The sequence below is a fragment of the Bacillota bacterium genome (genome assembly GCA_012518215.1).
GTDB lineage: Bacteria > Bacillota > Dethiobacteria > DTU022 > PWGO01 > JAAYSV01.
This window is the reverse complement of sequence record JAAYSV010000041.1, coordinates 12,390-32,028: the sequence shown is the minus strand read 5'-3', so window position 1 is coordinate 32,028 and position 19,639 is coordinate 12,390. Positions and strand designations below refer to the sequence as shown.

Here is a 19,639-nt window from a genome sequence, read left to right as displayed (position 1 = left end):
CGCATATTCTCAATGTCAACTTAATTTGTAATTATCTTTTTTCCTTGTTAGCAAAGGGCAGCCCAAAGAAAAAATATCTGGACACTGGATTCTAAAGGTGAACTTCTAATCACTATTATGTCCAGTCTTGCTCGAGAAGAAAGCCGCTCAATATCTGAGAATGTTACCTGGGGTCAGAGAAAAAGATTTGCTGATGGGAAGATTAGTTTACCTTACAGTCGCTTTCTGGGCTATGACAAGGGTGAAGATGGTCTGCCGGAGATCAATGAAGAAGAAGCTGTTATTGTAAGGTTAATATACAGGATGTTTCTTGAAGGCTCAACACCCCATACTATTGCCAAACACTTACCGCAGAGGGTGTTTTGTCACCTGGAGGAAAGGATAGATGGCTTCAAGGCACTGTGAAAAGTATTTTGCAAAACGAAAAATATGCCGGCAATGCCATACTGCAAAAGACATTTACAGTGGACTTTTTACTAAAAGGAAAAAGGTTAACGAGGGCGAGATTCCCCGATATTATGTAGAAAACTCCCATCCGGCTATTATCGAGCCGGAGGTTTTTATATGGTGCAAAAAGAATTTGAAAGAAGAAAGAAAAGCAAACAACGGTATAGTGGAAATGGTATATTTGCTAGCCGGATTATTTGCGGCGAGTGTGGTGGTTTTTACGGGGCCAAGGTTTGGCACAGCAATAGTAAATACCGCAGGGTTGTTTATCAGTGCAATAACAAGTTCAAAAATAAAGATAAGTGTAAAACGCCGCATCTGAGTGAGGAAACCATCAAGGGGCTGTTTGTGAAAGCGGTGAATGGGCTGCTTTCTGATAGGGATGAGATTATTGCCGGATTAAAAATTGTAGAACAATCGCTTTTTGACATCCCAGCTCTTGATAGGAAACATGAGGACCTTAAGGGTGAGTTGGCAGTGGTTGCAGAAACGATTCAAAAAACTGTTAATGAAAATGCTCATGTGGCGCAAAGCCAAAAGGAATACCGCCTGAAGTATGATGTGCGGCTCACGTTTAAAATGGGACGATAATAGTGGAAAGGGTTCGGAGCGTTTGTGGGCAATATACTTGGAAAGATGTTCTTGCGGTTGACAAGGGGGTTTAGAATAGTTAACCTTTTGGAAAGGGGGCAAATGATTCCAGCAAGGGGGAAATGTGGAAGAAGTGGAACCCAAAAGATGGTTTCAGCGAAGCAAACAACCCGCCCTGCAGAAATGCCACTATACCTGCAGTCTGAAGATTAATATTACCTAGAAATAAGGAGGCCAGTTATGAAAAACATAAATTGCATAATGAAATGGATTGTCGAAAAAATAGACAGGGATTCAGATAATGTTCAGATAAATTTTAATGATGAGTCATGGCGAAAAAACATTCCCACGGGAGCCGGTTGGTATCGAATCATTACAAACACCCCAATTTGTAAGTTGTGTTCCGTGGGTCCTCCAAAAACTGAGAATAAGAAACACATAAATATTCCGGAAACCATCAATTCTTCTTCAGAATTGCTTAAACATCGCATTGCCATAAGACAGCATGGGAAAGAGTGTTATGTAGTATACAATGGGGAGGCAAAAGATCTAAGGGCTAGGGCAAGGGAACATGAAAACGGATCTGGGGGAACCTCCTGCCTGGGCTTATCAAATTATGAAAGTCTTCATGACCATGGATGGGTATTTTCTTATTTGCCGGTGTCAGAATGTAAAAAAGTTTTAGACCAAGTACAGGATGACAAACTTTTAAGAGTGGCAGTTGAGCAAGATTTGCCGGTGTCAGAATGTAAAAAAGTTTTAGACCAAGTACAGGATGACAAACTTTTAAGAGTGGCAGTTGAGCAAGGGTGGAGGGTATTTAACGGTTGGCCTATATTATGCAGAAAATAGGGTTTTAACCTCTGATCAAAAATCATTGGTAATTAGGAGACAAAAACTAGTTTGAACCTAGGCTTATTTCAGTTTAACAATGATCGATATATGAGATAAGGAATTGATCTGTGGAATAATGATTTGCCCCATGGTTGTACTAAGGTGGATGCAAGGGGTGGTGCTAATGTTCCTCGATGAAAGAGATAAATACATTCAAAATGCAATCCACGAATTGATAAGTATCTTTGGTGTTTCAGAAAATGTTTCACTAAATATTCCTTTTTCATTTAAGAAATCCGATGTTGGAAAATACGTAAAGGCTGTTGCGATGAAGATGGGCATGTCAATTAAAGTCGACATTTCCTATGTTTCCAAGGGATATTCCTCAAGTAGCGGTACTGCTTTTAAAAGTAGTCAATTGGCTAGAACAGATGCAACTGGTCGGGGGATAGAGAGTATAACAGCCCAAGTTATAATTCCGGAAAACATGCCGCTGTACGGTAGCAAAGACTTTAACAACAATTTAATAAATATCCGTGTTAGTGAGAATTGTCTTGAAAAGCCAGAAACCTTTGTTACAATAATTGCCCATGAGCTTTCCCATGTTCTGTTAAAATCAGTGCGACATCCAAAAGCAAACGATGAAATATATGCCGATCTCATGCCAATAATTTTGGGGTTTGGAGAAATAGTAAAGGTTGGCCGTAAGGTAATATCTTACTCTTTTCAAGGTAATAGGGAAATTAAGCATACAGTCACTTATGGATATTTTACTGATTCAGAGTTTGATGTGGTTGTTTCCACGATTATGCAGATTGTTACAAAAAGAAAAAATGAAAAAGAACTAATACTATCGAAAATGTCCCGACTAAAGGAGCAATGTGTAGCTTTAAAAGATAATCTTCAAAAGTTAAAATCATTCATAGGTATTGTGGATATGCAGCACAGAAAGAGTATTAACAAACAGGACAATATAAGAATTGTACAGATGCATTCTCTGGATTATTTTCAAGATATTGAATTAGGCATTAGCAATTACCAAAAAGAGTTTGACAGTATTAAGATGCACATACAACAATTAATTTGCTATACAAACAGTTCAGTAAAGAAAATGCGGGAATATAGTGATAGCCTTACAAATATCGGGATTGCTCTTGATGAAAAATGCCAAGTTGTAAAAAAAGATTTAGAAATACTAAAACGGAATATGCGGTTTTTACAAAGAATAAAAATGGGCATTAAGGATTTAATTAACAAATAGCTTTGCGAAGAAAATGGATTTTTCCGTAAGTTGCTTTTATAATAACTCAAACTTAAGGGATGTTTGGCATGTGCCTAGATTAAAAAGTTGCACACCCCTGCGATACGAATAAATATGATATAGTTAAATTGTATCAATCCGGGTTGCTATAGACAGATCAAGTAAGCGAGATTGATACAAGAAGGCCTGCCGACAACGGCGGGTCTTTTGTTGTTGAAGGGGCTTGAAAGCACGTGGGATAAGAGCTTTTTAGGTTATGAGGGTAACCTTGAAAGCTCTTGTTTTTGTTTTGGGGACGGCTGCGTTTAGGGTTTTAATACGTTTAGGATGTCGGCTGATGGAAAAAATGCACACCCCCCTTAAGGGGTTTAAGGTAATCGTTAAAAGTAGGTATCGTTAAATGGTATGGCGGTATTTTTTTGATGGCAGGGTTCGGGAACATGATACAATTTGGGAGAATCGCAAATAAAAGGATGTACTCTTGCAAGTCAAAAGGATTTTACACCGAATTATCATGTTAATCGATATGTGTTGGGCTGATTTATATGGCTGATGTTTTTTCAAAAGAAAAAGGAAGCAAAATTATGTCGAAAATCGAAAGCAAAGACACTGCCACCAAAAAGCCCACCCCAAAACGGGGCGGGCTCCTATTACCTCTATCATTATCAGTTCAAAGTTAGCGATCACGGGGTTCGTCCCTCTGTGTTCCCCAGCTTAGCGCTGCACAGGTAAATCGAGGACCCAGGGGCCGATCACACTGTAGACCGGATCGGCCAAGGTAAGGGTAACCCGGGAGGGGTTCCCTTTCATGGGGATCTCCAGGTACCGCATCCGCCCGGTTTCCTGATCAAAGGTACATCCCCAGCTTTGATTACCGTCAAGGGTAAATTCCTCCAGGGTCTCCGTGCCGGCGGGACCCAGGTCTACGTAAATACGTAGATAGTCCTGATCACCGTAGCAGATTTTTTCTGCCCGGGTCAGTTTTAAATCAAATCGGCCAAGGGTCACCGCCAGATCCAGATCTTCCTGGGAGCTGCTCACGGGAACACCAACCTTAACTTTAGCCGAGGCCTTCTCCCTAATCTGCAAAAGCGGTACTGTTAGCTGCACCTGATTTTCCCCGTCTTCCAGCCCCTCAAAGAAGAGTTCAAAATAATTTTGGGTCATCCCGCCCTGCCCGCGTAGCTGGGGGCTGTACTGTCGGCCACCGGGCCCGGTCAGGGTCAGCGGTTGATCCGCCGGCAGACCCGGGAAATATCGGCCAAGTTCCACCACTCTCCCCTTCCGGTCATTCAGGTGCACGCTGATGGCGATCCAGATACTGGTATAATCAAAAGCGGCGGCTGATACGGTAATATCTTTTTCTGTGGAAGAAGTACCGCAGCTATTCCAATCGGCCTCATCTTCGAGGATGGTCAGGGGGACTTCTGCCCTCAATGTCTCCCCCCCCTCCAGGGGCACCACCAGGGTAACCTGGCGGGTGGCACGATCAAGGGGCGGAAACTGTAACCAGGCCTGGTTACCCGCACCGCTACCGCCTAGAAAGCGGGGAGCATCTGGTGGCAAATCATAGCGGGTGCCCGCATCATCAAGGAGGTAGAGATGAAGATAACTTTCCCAACGGGCGTCATGGTCTGCTTGCCGTTTCTTCTCCTCCACTTTCTTCTCTACCTGCGGTTCGGGATGGGAAACATACCCGGGCAGCCCCTCAATATAGAGCTGCAGGCCGGTGTAATGGGGGTTGGCCAGAAGACCGGATACCTCCACGAAACCGCCTTCCCCCTCTACTCTCACCTTTTGGCGGGCAAATAAAACCCATTCATCCTGCTCTTCCTTGTCGACCAGGCCAAACCCGGGAACCAGGGTTAATATCCTCTGCACACCGGCCCAGACCCGTTCCGGGCCCACCCAGGCCATGGCCAGGGTGGCTGTGAAGAGGAGAATCACCGCCGCCGTCAGGGCCGAAGGGGTTCTTTTAAACAGGGGCCGCCGACGGCGGTGGGGAGCCTGCGGCACCCGGGCCAAGGTTTGTTTTTTGATCCGTTGCAGTGTCTCCGCTGTGGGCTCCACTTCACGGGCTAGCACGGTCTCGGAAAAGTCATCAGGCAGACCGATTGCTTCTAGAAACTGATCCAGGACTCTATCTTCACTTCTAACCCTATTCATGGGGGGACACCACCTTGTTCTCATAATCATCCAGCAACCGCTGTTTTAAATGACGGCGGGCTCGCCAGAGCCGGCTATCAACCGCTCCGCGGGAGATGCCGCAGGAAATGGCAATGGCTTCAATGCTTTGTTCCAGATAATAGCGTCGGTAAAGTATCTCTCGTGCGGAGGGCGGGAGGGTGGCCAAGGCAGAGGCAATCTGCTCCCGTTTTTCCTGTTCCAACACGATCTTTTCCGGAGTTATCGAATCGGTGAGTCCGGGCTCACCGGTTATCAAGACATCATCTACCGCTACGTTCTCACCGGCCGGGTTGTTCTTGCGTTTAAAACGCCGTCTATAATCAAGGGCCCGATAACGGGCCAGCATCAGTATCCAGGTGCGCAGCCCGGAGCGGTTCGGGTTAAATTCCTCTCGTTTACGCAGCAACTCCAAGTAGGTATCGCTACAACATTCTTCAATATCGCGTTCGTCCCCGCAACCGGCTAAAATACGTGCCACCAAGCGGTAGACCAGTGAGCCATAAAGATCAATAATTCTTTCCAGGATTTGCGGATCGTTTTGGTCTTGGCGCAGGCGGCGTTCCAGCTCTTTCTCCGTCATCTTTAAAAACCTCCACTGTTACCGGATCTTTAAACCAGAGAGCCCTCTATCTATTACTACGTCGGCTGGAATGGATTTCTCACCGGCGGCATGAGGCCCCTGCAGAGTGTCCCAAGGTTAAACCATAATTTCAACCGGGTGAGGACAGGGCGATTCAAGAAAACTTGACTGTAAACGATGTTTACAGTTTATCATTAAAGTGAAACAAAGAGTAGGGAGGGCGCGGCGCTATGCCTATAAAGGAGATTGACAACCGCCTGGAATGGAGCGGACAAATATAGAGTTTTATGAACGCGAGGGTCTCATTTCATGCTATTATCCCTGTGATTCTAGTTGGGGAGCATACGGACCACCCTTTCCCGCCGGTGCACTTCTTGATTCAATCGCTCCAAAATGTTGGTGCTGCGCAGCCGCTGCCTGTATATTTCAGGCAAAGCCATTATCACAGTAGCATCGTCAAATCCGTTTTCAAGGCAAGCCATGGTCTTTGATGCTTTCTCGCTGAAATCAGCCAGGATGCTGTTCAACAGCTTCCGAGCGGTGACCGAATCCGATGCATCAAAAAGCAGCTTTGGCTTGGGCTTCGGTTCGCCCTGTAGCCGTTTGGGGCAGTTGTCCAGGATATTACGTTTAAAATGGGTCTGGCACCTTTTCAATTCCCCCTGTCCCTCTGTCTTTTAACCAAGACGGTGATCTTTCCTGTTCCCTGCCACCCCCTGCAAAACTGCCCCCTGAATTTACACCAGTATAGCGGACACTACTAAAACGGCATGGTGGTTTATAGATTATTCTGTAAAGCATAAAAACGAATAAAACTCGTCGGGGCAAACAATGCTTAAGAATTAATTTGGACGGGCAATCGTCCTTTTTTTATGCCCATTTCGGGAAGGTGAGTATCCCTGTAAGAAAATACTCGTACCGTCAAACTCGCCAGGCAAAAAAGTATGTTGATAATTACGGGGTTCTCTCTTTTTTCCCAAAGTAGGTTGACACCGTCTGTGGATGCGTCCTGTTGGCATATTAGGCACAAAATCGTTATAATAATTTCAGGGGTATACAATTTATATTCCCAAAATACCGCGTGGAGGTGGGGCGCCCATGATCTGGACATTCAAAAAATTGTGGTATCGTATTTTTCAGTTTGCCAGTGTTAATGCATCTAAATTATTAGGCTGGCGTGAGCCGGAGCTGTTGATCGGTGAAGGCAGTATCCGCAACCTGCCCAAGGTAATCAAAAAATATGATTTAGACAATGTGTTGGTGATCACCGACAAGGTGCTCATGGAGCTGAAACTGCCGCAGGGGCTGCTGGATGCTATCGGGGAAGAGGGAATCAAGTATACTATTTACGACGGGGTGGAGGAGAACCCCTCCATTGACAATATTGAGAAAGCCAGAGCGCTTTATATCAAGAAAGGTTGCCAGGGGCTCATCGGTTTTGGCGGCGGTTCATCCATGGATACGGCCAAGATGGTGGGGGCCCGCATCGTCAGGCCGAACAAATCGGTTGGAAGGATGGGCGGTTTCTTCAAAGTGCTCCGCAAGCTGCCGCCCCTGTTTGTAGTGCCTACCACCGCGGGTACGGGCTCCGAGGCTACCTTCGGCGCGGTGGTTATTGACCGCCGGACAAAGCACAAATATACGGTCAACGATCTAAACCTCATCCCCCTGGTGGCGGTTCTTGATCCTGAGCTGACGGTAAGTCTGCCGCCGGCGATAACTGCGGCTACGGCGATGGATGCGATGACCCATGCAGTGGAATCCTATATTGCCCGGGGGGCTTCAAAGAAGTGCCGGAAGATGTCCACGGATGCGGTCAAGCTGATCGCGGCTAATGTCGAAAAGGCCTACCACGATGGTCAGAATCTGGATGCCCGCCAGAATATGCTGCTGGCCTCGTACTATGCCGGCTATGCTCTTACCCGGAGCGGCCTGAACTATGCCCATTGCATCGCCCATACTCTGGGCGGTCTCTATAATGTGCCCCACGGGCTGGCCAATGCAGTGATACTACCCTATGTGCTGGAGCACAACGGTTCGGCGATCTATCCGCAGCTGGCGCGTCTGGCGGAGGCAGTCGGACTGGATCTGGACGGCAAGAGCGAGGCGGAAAAAGCGCAGGCGTTCATTGAAGAGATAAAAAGGCTCAACCGGGCCATGGATATACCGGAAAAATTTGATATGATCCGGCGTGAAGATATCCCGCAGATGGTTGCCTGGGCGCTTAAAGAGGGCAATCCCTGGTATCCCGTCCCGAAGATATTTAATGAGCAGGATATCAAGGATGTCATCAGCCAGATCATGGCCTGAGAAAACGGCAGCAAGCGATAGCCGCTGCCGGTTTTACGTACCCGTTGAACAGAACGGGGGCAGAAGACACCACCGGGAAGAGGTGCTTTTGCTCAAGGGGGCACCTTTTCGGGCGCGCAGGGAATCTCAACCACCGGGTTTTATTTTCCATACACGGAAATCGGGCGGGTTGTTTCCGGTTTGGTTGTTTTGGGTACAAGTTCTTGTTACCAGAGGGACGGTGGTCTTTCCTGCTATCCCCTACAAAACTGCAACCTGAATTTACACCAGTATACCGGACACTACTAGGGCCAGCTTGTTGTGTCGCAAGTCATAAGGTCTTGGGGCGGTTGTTTTAAGGTTTTTTTAAATCTTAAAAGTCGTAGTGGTTTACAAAACCCGGGTTAACTGAAGGGGGTTATTTTGTGTATTACTTTGCTTACGGCAGCAATCTCTATCGGGAGCAGATGAAAAATCGTTGTCCAGATTCTATACCGGTGACCAAGGCCAGGCTTGAAGGTTATCGGCTGAACTTCAATCGGGTGGCCGACGTCCTGGAAGACGAAGGTTCGGAAGTTTGGGGTGCGCTTTATTCCGTTTCTCAAAAGGACATTGAATCTCTTGATCTCTACGAAGGGTATCCCAACACCTACGACAGGTTGGATGTGGTGGTAGAAGATGACCTCGGTAAATCCCACCGGGCGTTTATTTATGTGATGACTACCAAGGGGTGTGGGGAACCGAGCACGGAATACTACCAGATTATAGAGAAGGGTTATCGGGATTGGGGGCTGAATTCCCAGCCGTTGCTCCAGGCTTTAAAGGAAAGCTGTAAAAGGTGATGCAGAACTTTGTTCCTCATGAACGCCTTCGTGTTAAGGTTTGTTTAAAGGGGGATAATAGGCATTGAATGTGGCTGTTACCTGCCGGGAAAGGAAGATTTCATGCGGCGATGAACTTGGAAGAAATGATCAATTTTCTGGAGACGGAAACTCTCTGTTTCACGGCTTCCACTATCGGTTTAAAAAGTCTATCTTTGAAAAGGAAACCTGGTTTTCATTGTATAGATTTGAAGGCTTTCGATGAAAAACAAGCTCGGGGCCATATTGAAAAATTAATTATAAAGGAAACCCGCAACTTTTTGATGACAGGCAAGCATGAGATGCCCCTTGACCTGACATCTTTTACAAAGTTCCAGCAAGACGTTTTTGAAATCGTTGGTAGTTTGGAGCCCGGGCAGATCACCACCTACAAAGGTATTGCCGACATGCTTGGAAAGCCCGGGGCAGCTCAGGCAGTGGGGAATGCCATTGCCCGGAACCCTGTTTCTTACTTTTTGCCTACCTACAGGGTCCTTCCACGAAGGGGCCTGGGGATATGCAGAAGCGGGGCGGGTTATTTGAGGGAAAAACTGTTGACCCGGGAAGGGCACGACCTATCCAGATTGCGGGGAAATTATGTTTGCTCCAGAAAAAAATGTTGCCAGGAATAAAGACCTGAATCACTGGACTGATATTTGTTGCCAGGCCGGGCAAGCCCCATTCTTTCAGCCGGTGTAAAGCCCGCTGGCGATACCGATGCGATAGCTATCCTGTTATGGAATGTTGCCATGGCGTAGCAGCACTCGTTGTTTATCTTCTCCATCTGGTTTTCATTTGATCGGTAACCGTAATTTCCAGTTTATCGGTTCGGGCTGCTTCGCCGATCCCGTATACCCGGTCTTCCGTCTTCTCGGCCCCCGGAATGTCGCCCTGCTCCCCGGGACTGCTCTGCTTTCCCTCCCTGTTGCAGCCTGCCAAGGCCAGTATGGCCACCAGTGAAAAACACAGCACTCAGACCCATATCAATCTGTTTTTTTGCCTTGCGAAATACATTTTGATCCCATCCATTTTCTTTTTTTCGATTGGCTCTGTCGTGCCCCTGTTGCTACCGTTGGTCGGATCGACGCTCAAATAATGCTTTTTCCCCGTTTCCAAGAATGAAAATAATCTTATCTTTATCGGCGGTAGAATTTATCATGGCAAAGGTGTCTTTACCATCATGGAGATAGAAAGCCTCACTTTCGTAATAAAACGTTTTCTCATTGCCCCTGATAAATACGTATCCGTAAATCTGATTGTTTTCTTTTCCTTCCAGAAGATACAGGTATTCATCTGACAGATTTACCAGAACTTTTTCGTCCGGGTAAAAATACAGGGTTCCGGCCGGGCCGGCAAACGAACCTAGCAATTCCTCCGGATATTCCGCAAAATATTCTTTGTTGCCCGGATCCTTGCAACCCGGCAGGAACACAGCCGGTACAAGAAAAAGTAGCAGCAGGTAGGCAATGGGTTTGCTGATGAGATATTCTTCCTTTCCTTTGTCCCGATGATGGGTAAATTTCTGCGGGCCTCTGCCCAATTTAGCTTTCATCACTTTACAGGATCACAGATTTCTTTATACAGTCATTCAGGGCGATATTCCAACATTTTGTTACAGGAAATTTCGCCTTCCTGCATCGGCGGCTATTCTGTCGAGGCGAGATATACTTTACAAAAAATGAATCGATCCTTGCCGAAACTACTATCAGTTCCCATTCAATCGGTTCTCAAATGTTTTGTCTTTTCCAGCACAAATTGCTCGACCATGGGGTAGTTGTCACGGGTGCAGAACAGAGCGATATTTTCCATCAGGCCGCTTCGCAGCAAGATGATATGACTGCGAGGATAGTATTTTATTTTTGTCAGGCGTTCCCACCTCAGAAGCACCCTTTGCCTGGCTGCTGCCAGCATCCCCGCGCCGGCCGTGGCAGGTTTGCCGGAAAGGAAGCCAAACAGAACCGCAAGTGTGTTGACAATCCGGTTTTTTTGGGCCTGTCCGGATTGTGTCTGGCAGAGTGCCCCTTTTCCATCAAGGACAAATTCAGCATCGTATCTGCCCCGGTAAACCAGCGTGATGAAGAGCCAGGTAAAGAAGAGAAGCGCGACGATAAGCCCCATGGCATAGAAGGTGTAGATATCCCGGCCTGTCAGAAAGAGCAGCAAAATCACCACCAGGGCCGCCGGAATCCCGATAGCCAATCCCAGCTGTTTCATGATAAGTGGATTGCGGAAGATCGGCACCGAGATGGTCCAATCGATTCTTCCCGGCAAATTATCATCTGTCGGGTTCACCTGCGCCTGCACTTCATACGCTGAAACCGATTCGTCAGATCGAGATGGCGGAGGAGGAACGGGGACGTCGGTTGGCCCCGTTTCCGGGTTGTCAAGCCGGGCCGCGGTTTCCTTGCCGCAGGCCGGGCAAAATTTGTATTCCGGCGGCAGTCTGGCACCACAATGACGACAGTACATGTTTTTCTCTCCTTGAAAGGTTTTTACATGAGCGGGGTCAGGCGCCCGCGGAACTATTCAGAGGTCGGTTCAGCCTTTACCCATGCCTTGCCATCCCATTTCAGCCAGGTGCCATCAGCATTCATCTGCCACCACGTTTCCCCGACATCCTGAAAGCGCAACTGATTTACTCCCTCCTGGAACTGTTCCAGGGATATTGAACCGGCCTGGGCCAGGAGGTTCAGGCGTTCGTATTCTTCTTCCATGGCCGCGAAGCGCATCTCCGGTGTGCCAGATGCCGGTTCTTTTTCCTTGCCGTTATCATTTTCCTTTCCGGCAAGGGTTTCCTTGTTCTTTTCTGACAATTCGGGAGAGATGGTGATCAGGTTGCCGGCCGGATCATAACCATAATGTTTACTCGTTTCTCCGTCGCGGGCGACGGCCTTGAGCCGGTTCAAAGGATCATACGTGTAGGTAATCTTGATTTCCTTTTTCATCATTCCCATGCTCCTTTTCAAAACCTGCGGGTTTTTATTTTCGCCGTCGATGCCGGTTTCGACCAACCTACCGTAGGCATCGGCGGTGGTAATGGCCCGGGGATTTTCACCCCCGAGCCTCTGTTTCCCCCTGTCTTCCCTCAAGGGGAACCCATCTAACAGGATATCACCACATCAGTAGTGCAATCGCGGTTCCTTGCGGACGATACCGGGGATGTGATTTCCGCAGGGATTGCGAGGATCACCGGGGTAGGGCCCCTCCTGTTTCTTGCTGGTGGCTTCATAGATCACGATGGGAAGATTCAGAGCATCCGGGGTTACCAGATTGACTCCGACATCAACGACCCCTTCAACCGTTCCCTTGGCGCCTTCGGTCATGCGGTTGTGATATTTTACAACCTCCTTGTAGGCCTGTTCATATTTCCAGTAAGCAATCTCTTTTTCTTTCAAGCCACCAAATTGTCCGTGTTTCTTGCAGACATCCTGGTATTCTTTGTAAAGTTTGTTTGCCTTGCTGACGGCATCCGATTCCTTGGAAAGGGAGGAACCGGATTTGTAAGCGTTATAGGCAGTTTTTGCTGCAGCTGCGGTCAGTGTTACCACCCCCACGATTGCCCCGACAGTCTTCCAGGCCAGCCAGGCTTCTGCCACCAGGGCCCCATCCGGATCAATATATGTCAGGGGATTGTTGGCAGCGTAGGCGTAGGAGTTGATTCCGCCTTCCAGGCCCAGCGGGTCCTTCTGCACGAAGCGGCCCCATGGCGCTGAATAGAAGCGTTTCTTCATGAAGTAAAGGCCTTCTTCCTCGTCGATTACCCCCGAGGCACCGCAGAAGGTGAAGGGATTGTCAATTATTTCACCACTCTTGATGCATCGACCGAAAGGCGAGTAGGCATAAGAGGTGGCAACGGTGCCGTCCTCTGCAGTCAGAGCAAGGGTATTACCGCCCTGGTCATAGTGATAGAAGAAATTTGCGCCCTCTTTATCCACCATCGCTACCGGGCGGCAATGGCAGTAGAGGTAAAAACGCGGGGCTTCGCCCTCACAGGCCTCGAACATCAGGTTGCCCACCGGGTCGTAGTAGCGGTGCAGCGTGCTGTCAGCGGTTACGGTCCGGACACGGTGACCGAGGCTATTGTAAAGGTAGCGCCGTTTGACATTGCCCCGGGTCAGTTCCACCAGCCGATTGCCGGCATCGTAATCAGCTGCCCATCCGGGGGCAGAGGTCAGGTTGCCGTCGGCATCGTACCCGAAGGAAGAGGGGGTTGCATCGGCGATCTGATCGGCGATATTGCAGGAGAAATTGAAATCATGGTCCTCGGGAGGCAGCAGGGGCTGGAATCCTTCTTCTTCCAGGATGGTGCCCCCGGCATCGCGGGCGTAATGCCGCTTGATGAAAGCTTCCTCCCCGGTACGCCCATGTTCCAACTTTACCAGGCGCCCATTCTCATCGTATTGATAGTTGCTTTCGGTTCCGTTGGAACGCATTTCCCGGACCAGGTTGCCGGCGGCGTCATAGGTGTATTTGATCCAGTTACTCCGCCAGCTGATTTCTGCCGGGCGCATGCGATTGTCATAGGTATAGCGCACTGCCAATTCTCCGGGGTAGATGACCGACTCAACCAGCCCGGCGGTATTGTAGGTGCACGAAAGTTCCATTCCTTCCGTATAGGCGATCCGCTTGATGCGACCTGCTTCGTCATGTTCAAAGGCCATCTTCCCGCTCTCATCTTCTGTTTCGATCAGCATCCCACCGGTGCCGTAGCGGTAGCTTCCCACCTCCTGCCGGTCATGGAAGACTTTTTCCAGGAGGCCATCGGGGTCATAGGCAAAGCTGACTTCCTTGCCGCGGGCGCTTTTCCTTACCGCTACCCGACCGAGAGCGTCCCGTTCAAACGATACGGTGGCTCCAAGGGGATCGGTCTCCGAAATACGGCGATGGCAGGGGTCGTATTGAAAGGTGGTCCGGCGTTCACCTTCCACTTGAAATGAGATCAGGTTCCCGGCCGGGTCATAGCCGTAGTTCTGGCTCTGTCCCAGGGCATTGATCGTCCCGATCAGGCGGCGTGCTGCATCATAGTTGAAAAGGGTAATCCGGCCACACCGATCCCGATGGGAAAGAAGGTTGTTGTTGCTGTCGTAGGCAAGTTCGGATGCCGCTGCTGCAGCATCGATTTCCTTGATTACATTGCCATTGGGATCACGTTCGTATCCCATACTGTGTCCCCGCTCATCGGTGGACAGAAGGTTGTAGCAGCAATCGAAGACCATGCGTTTCTCCGCACCATCAGGATGGCGGTAGTTTATCAGACGCCCATTGCCGTCATATTCAAAGGAGGCGGTATGGCCGAGTTCATTGGTCACGGAGGCAAGTGTGTAACCGTATTCATCGTAGCTGGAAGTGGCGGTGCCGCCACCCGGCAGGGTGACAGTTGCGATATTACCGTAGTTATCGTAGTCAAGCACGGTTTTTTCCCCATCAAAACCGATCAGGCCGATCAGCTGGCCGCGGTCATCGTAATCCATTGACAGGTTGCGTCCGGCAGGACTGGTGATCCGAACCAGGCTGTTTTTATCATCATAGAGATAAACCCAGCTTCCGCCCAAAGGATCGGTGATCCGAACCAGGTTGCCCCGTCGATCATAAGCAAAGGAGACCTCGCGCCCGTCGGGATTGATTTCTCCTGTCAGGCGGCCGGCTTCGCCATATTTCCAGCGGGTCTCCCCGCCATTGCGGTCCCGATATTTCACCGGAAGCCTGTTGTAATATTCCAGAATCGCGGCCTGTCCCAGAGGGTCGGTCGCCATTTCTGTCAAGCCGGCTCTGCTCTGGATGACATTTTTGTGTCCGTCAGGGCCGGTAATTTCCACCCGGAAAGGGAATGAGGAAAGCAGCTCATACCTGGTGGTGTTGCCGTTGGGGTCGGTGAAGGAATGCAGCAATTTCCTTTTGTTGGCCTCCCGGTAGGTGAAAGCAAGGGCCCGTTCGCTACTGGCAGTCACCATACGGGTCAGGGAGTGGGAGGCATCATATTGATAGTCAACGTCTATACCCATGAGGTCCACGGTACGGATCAGGCAGCCCCGTTCATCATAGGTGAAAGTGGCCTGTCTGCCATCGGGCAGGGCAAAGGCGGTGCAGCGGTTTTGTTCGTTGAAGGTGAAACCGATGCTGCGTCCGGCGGCATCGGTGATTGTTTCCATGTTGCCCCGTGGCCCGTAGTCCAGTTTAACCGTGTTCCCGTGGTAGTCGCTGATGGCGGTGAGCCTTCCGATGTTCATGCCGGGTACCCGGTCAAAGCGGTAAAAGACGGAACTGTCCTTTTCAATGTAAAGCCAGTAATCCCCGTAGGAAAGCAGCCGGTGGAAGATTCCGGCAGGCGGGGATGCTTCGGCGGGCCGGTCCGTGCTTCCGCTCGTTGCCAGGGTGAAGGGAATGCTCTGCCCGGAACCCTTGCGCACATTTATTTTTTCGTCAACCTGTTCCAGCAACCATTCGTACGAGAAAGTCCAGCCGTGGCCAAATATGCCGCCGGTAGTTGAAGCACTGTTGTAAGTCAGGGTCAGGTTGATCTCCGGTCCGAGGCCACTGCTTTGAAAAACCGTGTCCTGCACGACGAGGTTCAATGTAGCGGTATTAACAAAGTAACGGGGCAACCCATGGCGGACACAATCTCCCGGGCCCCTCCCGCCATGGAAGTTGGTAAAAGGATTGTCTTCAGGGCCGCCGAAGCCAACTTCCGGAGGCAGGGAAGTATCCGTGTCCTCCATTTCCCTTTCTTCCGGTGAGGGTTCCTCCGCCCCGGTGGCGTAATCCGGATAATCGGCCGTGCCTGTCCCGATGCCCGGGATACCCGGTGCCTCGGCAATAGAACTTGAAAATATTCCGCCCGCGGAGCCGCTTGCCCCGCCCAGGATGGCACCAAGAGCGGCAATGATCGAAATGATAACAGCGGCCACCGGTTCGGCGTGTTCCCCCTTGACGGGCTTATCCTCACAATCGCACTCGAAGTCCCAATCCCAATCATAATCGTAATCTTCAACATTATCGTTAGCCTCGACGCTCGAATTCTTTTTCCAGGAACCCTCAATTTCGTTGGCAGCAACGGGGTTTCCTTCCGCTCCGGCTGAAACCGGCAACAGAAACAGGAAAGCCAGAAAAACCGTCAGCATAACCAGAGTTTTCTTTTTCATGCTACCGGCACCGCCTTTCCAGATTTTGTGGTGATGCTCATGATCAATCCTGTGGCAAAAAGGATTGCCCCCAGGATATAGGGCAGATAGGACTGCCAGGAATGGGGCAGCAAGGATAAATAAAACAGACGGGAGGATGTAAAAGCGGAGAGGGCAACACCCAGAACACTTCCTGCAGCATAGCCGGCGGCTACCCGGTTGAAGGTTGCCGGCGACGGGGCCTTGCCGCGGCCAAGCCTGTTTGCTGCAAAAAATACAAGTGTTCGTAGCACCCCCCCTTTGTTCCAGAGTGCCTTGAGGGCCAGGACGAAACCGACGATGCCTGCCATGCTGTTGATCCAGCTGGCATTGCCGGTGAAGAAATTGAAAAGAATCAGTGCCAGGCCTGTACCCAGGATGAGATCGGCCACGGCAGCCGCACCCTGCAGGGTAAGCCCCGCAAAAACCCCCTTCGTTCCCATTTCTTTGAATGGATTTTTACCCCGGAAGAGGGGCATGATCAACACCGTGAAAAAATAGGCAAAGACAGCCTTGCCGATTATGCCGCCCAGCGCACCCCACACCCCGGCGTACATACCACCCTGTGCGAAGGTCAGAAAAGAGAGGAGACGCACCGGCCAGGAGTTTATCCCCAGCGCGGACAGCAGGGAGAGCAGAAGCCAGACAGCGCCGAGCACCAGTATGGGGATCAGCTGTTTGGGGTCCTTGATAAACTGTTTCAAAAAATCCAAAATGATCCGGAAAATATCTCCCCCGGCAGGCCCCGGCAGAGCGGTTGTTTCAGGGGTGGGGTTCTGACCCCCCGTGCCCGGTGCCGTTTCTGTTTTCAGCTGTGTTTTTGCCCCGCAGGAGGAACACATATTTTGACCGGGGTTGATGCGTGTACCACAGTTAACACAAAATTTAACCACTTGCAATACCTCCCTTGCAATATGATTCCGAGATTGTTATATTTTTCAGCCATCGCCATCTTCCTCGACAGAATGTATTCCGTGTCGTGAAGAATCCCCCATATTCCTGGTCTGTCCGCGATGACATTGTGAGAAGGTACCGGGTCAATTTTCCCCCTTTCTTGACCCCAACTTTGCTACTTCAGTAGCGGACATTTGCATCGGGAACAATAGTCATCATTGATATCGCAAAGGGTGCCACAAGCATTGCAAAAAATGATCAGGTCACCGGTCTTGTCATATTTTTCGTAGGAGTTGAGACCACCGTGATGCCTCACCCGGTCACCAATTTTGTAGTAGTTGTAACATACATCGCTATTCTCATGTCTGATCACATGTTTTTTCCCGCTGTCGCTGACGACAATCACCGAATACTCAAGATAATCTTCGTAACTGATATCATCTCCATACTGGACCCGCCTGGTTTTTTCCTTGATTTTCTTGTCCTTCACCGTTCCGTCCCAGGTCTTGCTTCTCCTGCGCCCCATGATCTGGAAAAAAGCTATGGCCAGGAACATTCCCCCGATCCCGAGGCCGATATACAGGGATTCGGGGTTATCCATCTCTGTACCGACTTCACCGGCAATATAGAATCCTATCACGGCTACCGCAGCCAGGACAATGGAGAAGATGCCTGACCAACGGTTGGCATTTTTGACATATCGGGCAAAGGCAGGGTCATTGATCCGGGATGAGAATCCGGGTTGCGGGGCGGGGGAGGATGTGTCCCGGGACTCGTTGCCCAGCTTGTTGCCACAGGCAGCACAGTAACTGGCTGTTTTTGATGTTTCAACTCCGCAATTTGGACAATGCATAACCATATATAATCACCCCATTTTGCATAAATCAATGCCGGATAATGGCCTATTTTACCCGGTCAATGTCATTTTACCTCTGTTAAACGCCTGTTTCCCCGCAATGCTTCGATTTGGGGCATAAATGATGGTGCAATCCCCGTTTCATGATGAAAATTTTCGGCGATCCTGGACAGCCCGGTCAAAAGAACTAACATGTAAGCCCTCTGCCTGATCGTTTTCAAATGAAAGCCCCCGGTTTTCAAAAAATTTCAACCCATCGACAGTAGCATAACATTGCTTGTACAAAAATAAATCACCCCAATCGGGTAATTTTCTTCCAAAAGGCCCCTACCCTTTTCGGGTAGGGGCCTAGGTATGGCAAGATATTTTACTGATTGCTTTCGTTCCCATCGGGGCCCAGGGTGATGTAGCTTTCGACGTGGAAAGTTTTTGTTTTCCTGTCATATGCGATCGTGAAGTTTCTCTGGACACTGTGGTCCGGGATCCATAACACGGCATGGGCCCGGCCGGGATAGCAGTGGGGTATTTGCATTTCCTCGTAGATGAGGTCCAACGGTTCCGTCTCGGCTGCGTTGGATGCCTTTACCGCCTGCAAAATCTGCTCATGGGTGGGCGTGGGTAGGTGCATATCAAGCAGAAACAGTACCGGTATCGGCAAAAAAACAACCATGACGGCGGCCATGATCAGGGCGGCCCGGGCAAAGTTTTTTTTGTTCGGATTGACCGATGAACCAAAACCCCATACAAACAAGACGATGATGTTCAGGAAAGGGACACACATCAACAAAAACATGCCGATGTACTGGCCTACACCCAGCGGTTCTTTTCCTTGCAGTACCCGCGTTTTTGGAAAGGCTCCGGGCGGATCGCCGGGTGGCGGCGCTCCACGATCATTGAAATGTTCTTCCATTTTTCACCTGTGCCCGGTTCTTTAGTAAAAGTCATACATGAGATCTGCCATCAAACTGCCGATAATACCCCAAAATATAACAACGAGTACGATCCCGATCGCGGCCATGATCAGGGAAGCCCGGGCAAAGTTTTTTTTGTTCGGATTGACCGATGAACCAAAACCCCACACAAACAACATGATGATGTTCACAAGAGGGATGCTCAACAATATAAACATGACGATGTACTGGCCCACGCTCAATGCACCGTCTGCCGAAACTACCCTCGTCCCCAGTGATGGTTGGGGTGGATAAGACCGTTGCGGCGAGGGTGAATGTGATTGGGGCGCCGATGCGAAATCTGGTGCCGGAGGAGGTGTCGCAGCCGGGGCAGTACGAAGCGGCGACGGAGACGGTGTCTGGTTCGGTGCGGCAGGAGGCGGAGGGGGAGGCGAAGTTGTCCGATCTGCCGCAGTATAGGCGGGTGGAGGCGGCGGGACAGGAGTGACAGGGGGCACCGCAGTTGTGGAGGGGGTTACTGATTGCCCATCGACATTTGCGCCACAGGAGGCACAGAACTTGGAGTTTGCGGGAAGTTTGGCCCCGCAATTTTCACAATACATGAGATATCACTCTCCGTTCAAATATATTTTTATTTCATGTCTATCTTTGGCCAATATTGGTTTTCGCCATCGCATTGCACAATCCTTTTTCGTGTCTGTTTTATTGAATGTTGGATGGTAGGAACATCGCAAGACATTTTCACAAAAATGATCGCCTGTCTGGTAAAATC

General features: G+C 49.6%; 17 protein-coding genes and 1 pseudogene. 6 read left to right on the top strand and 12 right to left on the bottom strand.

Annotated elements, in window-relative coordinates; genetic code table 11:
• Nucleotides 1-117 precede the first annotated feature (117 nt).
• From GX364_06160 to GX364_06150, 3 genes and pseudogenes are all read left to right on the top strand, one after another.
• Nucleotides 118-1,038: pseudogene (locus GX364_06160) on the top strand (recombinase).
• A gap of 240 nt (nucleotides 1,039-1,278) precedes the next feature.
• Nucleotides 1,279-1,890: a hypothetical protein gene (locus GX364_06155; GenBank protein NLI70426.1), complete on the top strand. Its 612-nt coding sequence runs from the start codon at nucleotides 1,279-1,281 to the stop codon at nucleotides 1,888-1,890.
• 166 nt (nucleotides 1,891-2,056) lie between these two features.
• Nucleotides 2,057-3,133 carry a hypothetical protein gene (locus GX364_06150; protein ID NLI70425.1) on the top strand — a complete coding sequence of 359 codons (1,077 nt, stop codon included), beginning with the start codon at nucleotides 2,057-2,059 and terminating at the stop codon, nucleotides 3,131-3,133.
• A 714-nt stretch (nucleotides 3,134-3,847) separates the two neighbouring features.
• On the opposite strand, the gene GX364_06145 is transcribed toward GX364_06150, so the two are convergent.
• The 3 genes from GX364_06145 to GX364_06135 all read right to left on the bottom strand — a co-directional run bounded on the left by GX364_06145 (nucleotide 3,848) and on the right by GX364_06135 (nucleotide 6,556).
• Entirely contained in the window at nucleotides 3,848-5,299 is a 1,452-nt protein-coding gene (locus GX364_06145; protein NLI70424.1) for a hypothetical protein, read from the bottom strand.
• Entirely contained in the window at nucleotides 5,292-5,900 is a 609-nt protein-coding gene (locus GX364_06140; GenBank protein NLI70423.1) for a sigma-70 family RNA polymerase sigma factor, read from the bottom strand. Before GX364_06140 ends, GX364_06145 begins: the two co-directional genes overlap by 8 nt.
• 329 nt (nucleotides 5,901-6,229) lie before the next feature.
• The gene (locus GX364_06135) at nucleotides 6,230-6,556 is read right to left on the bottom strand and encodes a hypothetical protein (protein ID NLI70422.1); all 327 of its coding nucleotides are present in this window, start codon (nucleotides 6,554-6,556) and stop codon (nucleotides 6,230-6,232) included.
• Nucleotides 6,557-6,998: 442 nt separating this feature from the next.
• Here GX364_06135 and GX364_06130 point away from each other — a divergent pair, with 442 nt between their 5' ends.
• From GX364_06130 to GX364_06120, 3 genes are all read left to right on the top strand, one after another.
• Nucleotides 6,999-8,210, top strand: coding sequence for an iron-containing alcohol dehydrogenase (locus GX364_06130; GenBank protein NLI70421.1), 1,212 nt, complete (start codon nucleotides 6,999-7,001; stop codon nucleotides 8,208-8,210).
• Nucleotides 8,211-8,614: 404 nt separating this feature from the next.
• Nucleotides 8,615-9,031: a gamma-glutamylcyclotransferase gene (locus GX364_06125; GenBank protein NLI70420.1), complete on the top strand. Its 417-nt coding sequence runs from the start codon at nucleotides 8,615-8,617 to the stop codon at nucleotides 9,029-9,031.
• A 68-nt stretch (nucleotides 9,032-9,099) separates the two neighbouring features.
• Nucleotides 9,100-9,681, top strand: a complete 582-nt coding sequence (locus tag GX364_06120; protein NLI70419.1) for an MGMT family protein — start codon at nucleotides 9,100-9,102, stop codon at nucleotides 9,679-9,681.
• Between the two features lie 139 nt (nucleotides 9,682-9,820).
• Here GX364_06120 and GX364_06115 read toward each other — a convergent pair whose 3' ends face one another.
• From GX364_06115 to GX364_06075, 9 genes are all read right to left on the bottom strand, one after another.
• Nucleotides 9,821-10,021 (bottom strand): hypothetical protein, encoded by a 201-nt coding sequence (locus GX364_06115; GenBank protein ID NLI70418.1) that lies wholly within the window; start codon nucleotides 10,019-10,021, stop codon nucleotides 9,821-9,823.
• Nucleotides 10,022-10,115: 94 nt separating this feature from the next.
• A complete protein-coding gene (locus GX364_06110) occupies nucleotides 10,116-10,589 on the bottom strand; it encodes a hypothetical protein (protein ID NLI70417.1) in 474 nt (157 codons plus the stop codon).
• A 176-nt stretch (nucleotides 10,590-10,765) separates the two neighbouring features.
• Nucleotides 10,766-11,518, bottom strand: a complete 753-nt coding sequence (locus GX364_06105; GenBank protein ID NLI70416.1) for a zinc ribbon domain-containing protein — start codon at nucleotides 11,516-11,518, stop codon at nucleotides 10,766-10,768.
• Between the two features lie 53 nt (nucleotides 11,519-11,571).
• Entirely contained in the window at nucleotides 11,572-12,138 is a 567-nt protein-coding gene (locus GX364_06100; GenBank protein ID NLI70415.1) for an RHS repeat protein, read from the bottom strand.
• A 30-nt stretch (nucleotides 12,139-12,168) separates the two neighbouring features.
• Nucleotides 12,169-16,188: a hypothetical protein gene (locus tag GX364_06095; protein NLI70414.1), complete on the bottom strand. Its 4,020-nt coding sequence runs from the start codon at nucleotides 16,186-16,188 to the stop codon at nucleotides 12,169-12,171.
• Entirely contained in the window at nucleotides 16,185-17,099 is a 915-nt protein-coding gene (locus tag GX364_06090) for a zinc ribbon domain-containing protein (protein ID NLI70413.1), read from the bottom strand. Before GX364_06090 ends, GX364_06095 begins: the two co-directional genes overlap by 4 nt.
• Before the next feature lie 176 nt (nucleotides 17,100-17,275).
• Nucleotides 17,276-17,959, bottom strand: a complete 684-nt coding sequence (locus GX364_06085) for a zinc ribbon domain-containing protein (GenBank protein NLI70412.1) — start codon at nucleotides 17,957-17,959, stop codon at nucleotides 17,276-17,278.
• Nucleotides 17,960-18,323: 364 nt separating this feature from the next.
• Nucleotides 18,324-18,866 (bottom strand): hypothetical protein, encoded by a 543-nt coding sequence (locus tag GX364_06080; protein ID NLI70411.1) that lies wholly within the window; start codon nucleotides 18,864-18,866, stop codon nucleotides 18,324-18,326.
• 21 nt (nucleotides 18,867-18,887) lie between these two features.
• Nucleotides 18,888-19,469 carry a zinc ribbon domain-containing protein gene (locus GX364_06075; GenBank protein NLI70410.1) on the bottom strand — a complete coding sequence of 194 codons (582 nt, stop codon included), beginning with the start codon at nucleotides 19,467-19,469 and terminating at the stop codon, nucleotides 18,888-18,890.
• Nucleotides 19,470-19,639 lie beyond the last annotated feature (170 nt).

Bases quoted from the DNA above. Each gene is read 5' to 3' on its own strand.
- GX364_06155 (NLI70426.1), top strand. From the start codon at position 1,279: ATGAAAAACATAAATTGCATAATGAAATGGATTGTCGAAAAAATAGAC.
- GX364_06150 (NLI70425.1), top strand. From the start codon at position 2,057: ATGTTCCTCGATGAAAGAGATAAATACATTCAAAATGCAATCCACGAA.
- GX364_06145 (NLI70424.1), bottom strand. From the start codon at position 5,299: ATGAATAGGGTTAGAAGTGAAGATAGAGTCCTGGATCAGTTTCTAGAA.
- GX364_06140 (NLI70423.1), bottom strand. From the start codon at position 5,900: ATGACGGAGAAAGAGCTGGAACGCCGCCTGCGCCAAGACCAAAACGAT.
- GX364_06130 (NLI70421.1), top strand. From the start codon at position 6,999: ATGATCTGGACATTCAAAAAATTGTGGTATCGTATTTTTCAGTTTGCC.
- GX364_06120 (NLI70419.1), top strand. From the start codon at position 9,100: ATGTGGCTGTTACCTGCCGGGAAAGGAAGATTTCATGCGGCGATGAAC.
- GX364_06105 (NLI70416.1), bottom strand. From the start codon at position 11,518: ATGTACTGTCGTCATTGTGGTGCCAGACTGCCGCCGGAATACAAATTT.
- GX364_06095 (NLI70414.1), bottom strand. From the start codon at position 16,188: ATGAAAAAGAAAACTCTGGTTATGCTGACGGTTTTTCTGGCTTTCCTG.
- GX364_06085 (NLI70412.1), bottom strand. From the start codon at position 17,959: ATGGTTATGCATTGTCCAAATTGCGGAGTTGAAACATCAAAAACAGCC.
- GX364_06080 (NLI70411.1), bottom strand. From the start codon at position 18,866: ATGGAAGAACATTTCAATGATCGTGGAGCGCCGCCACCCGGCGATCCG.
- GX364_06075 (NLI70410.1), bottom strand. From the start codon at position 19,469: ATGTATTGTGAAAATTGCGGGGCCAAACTTCCCGCAAACTCCAAGTTC.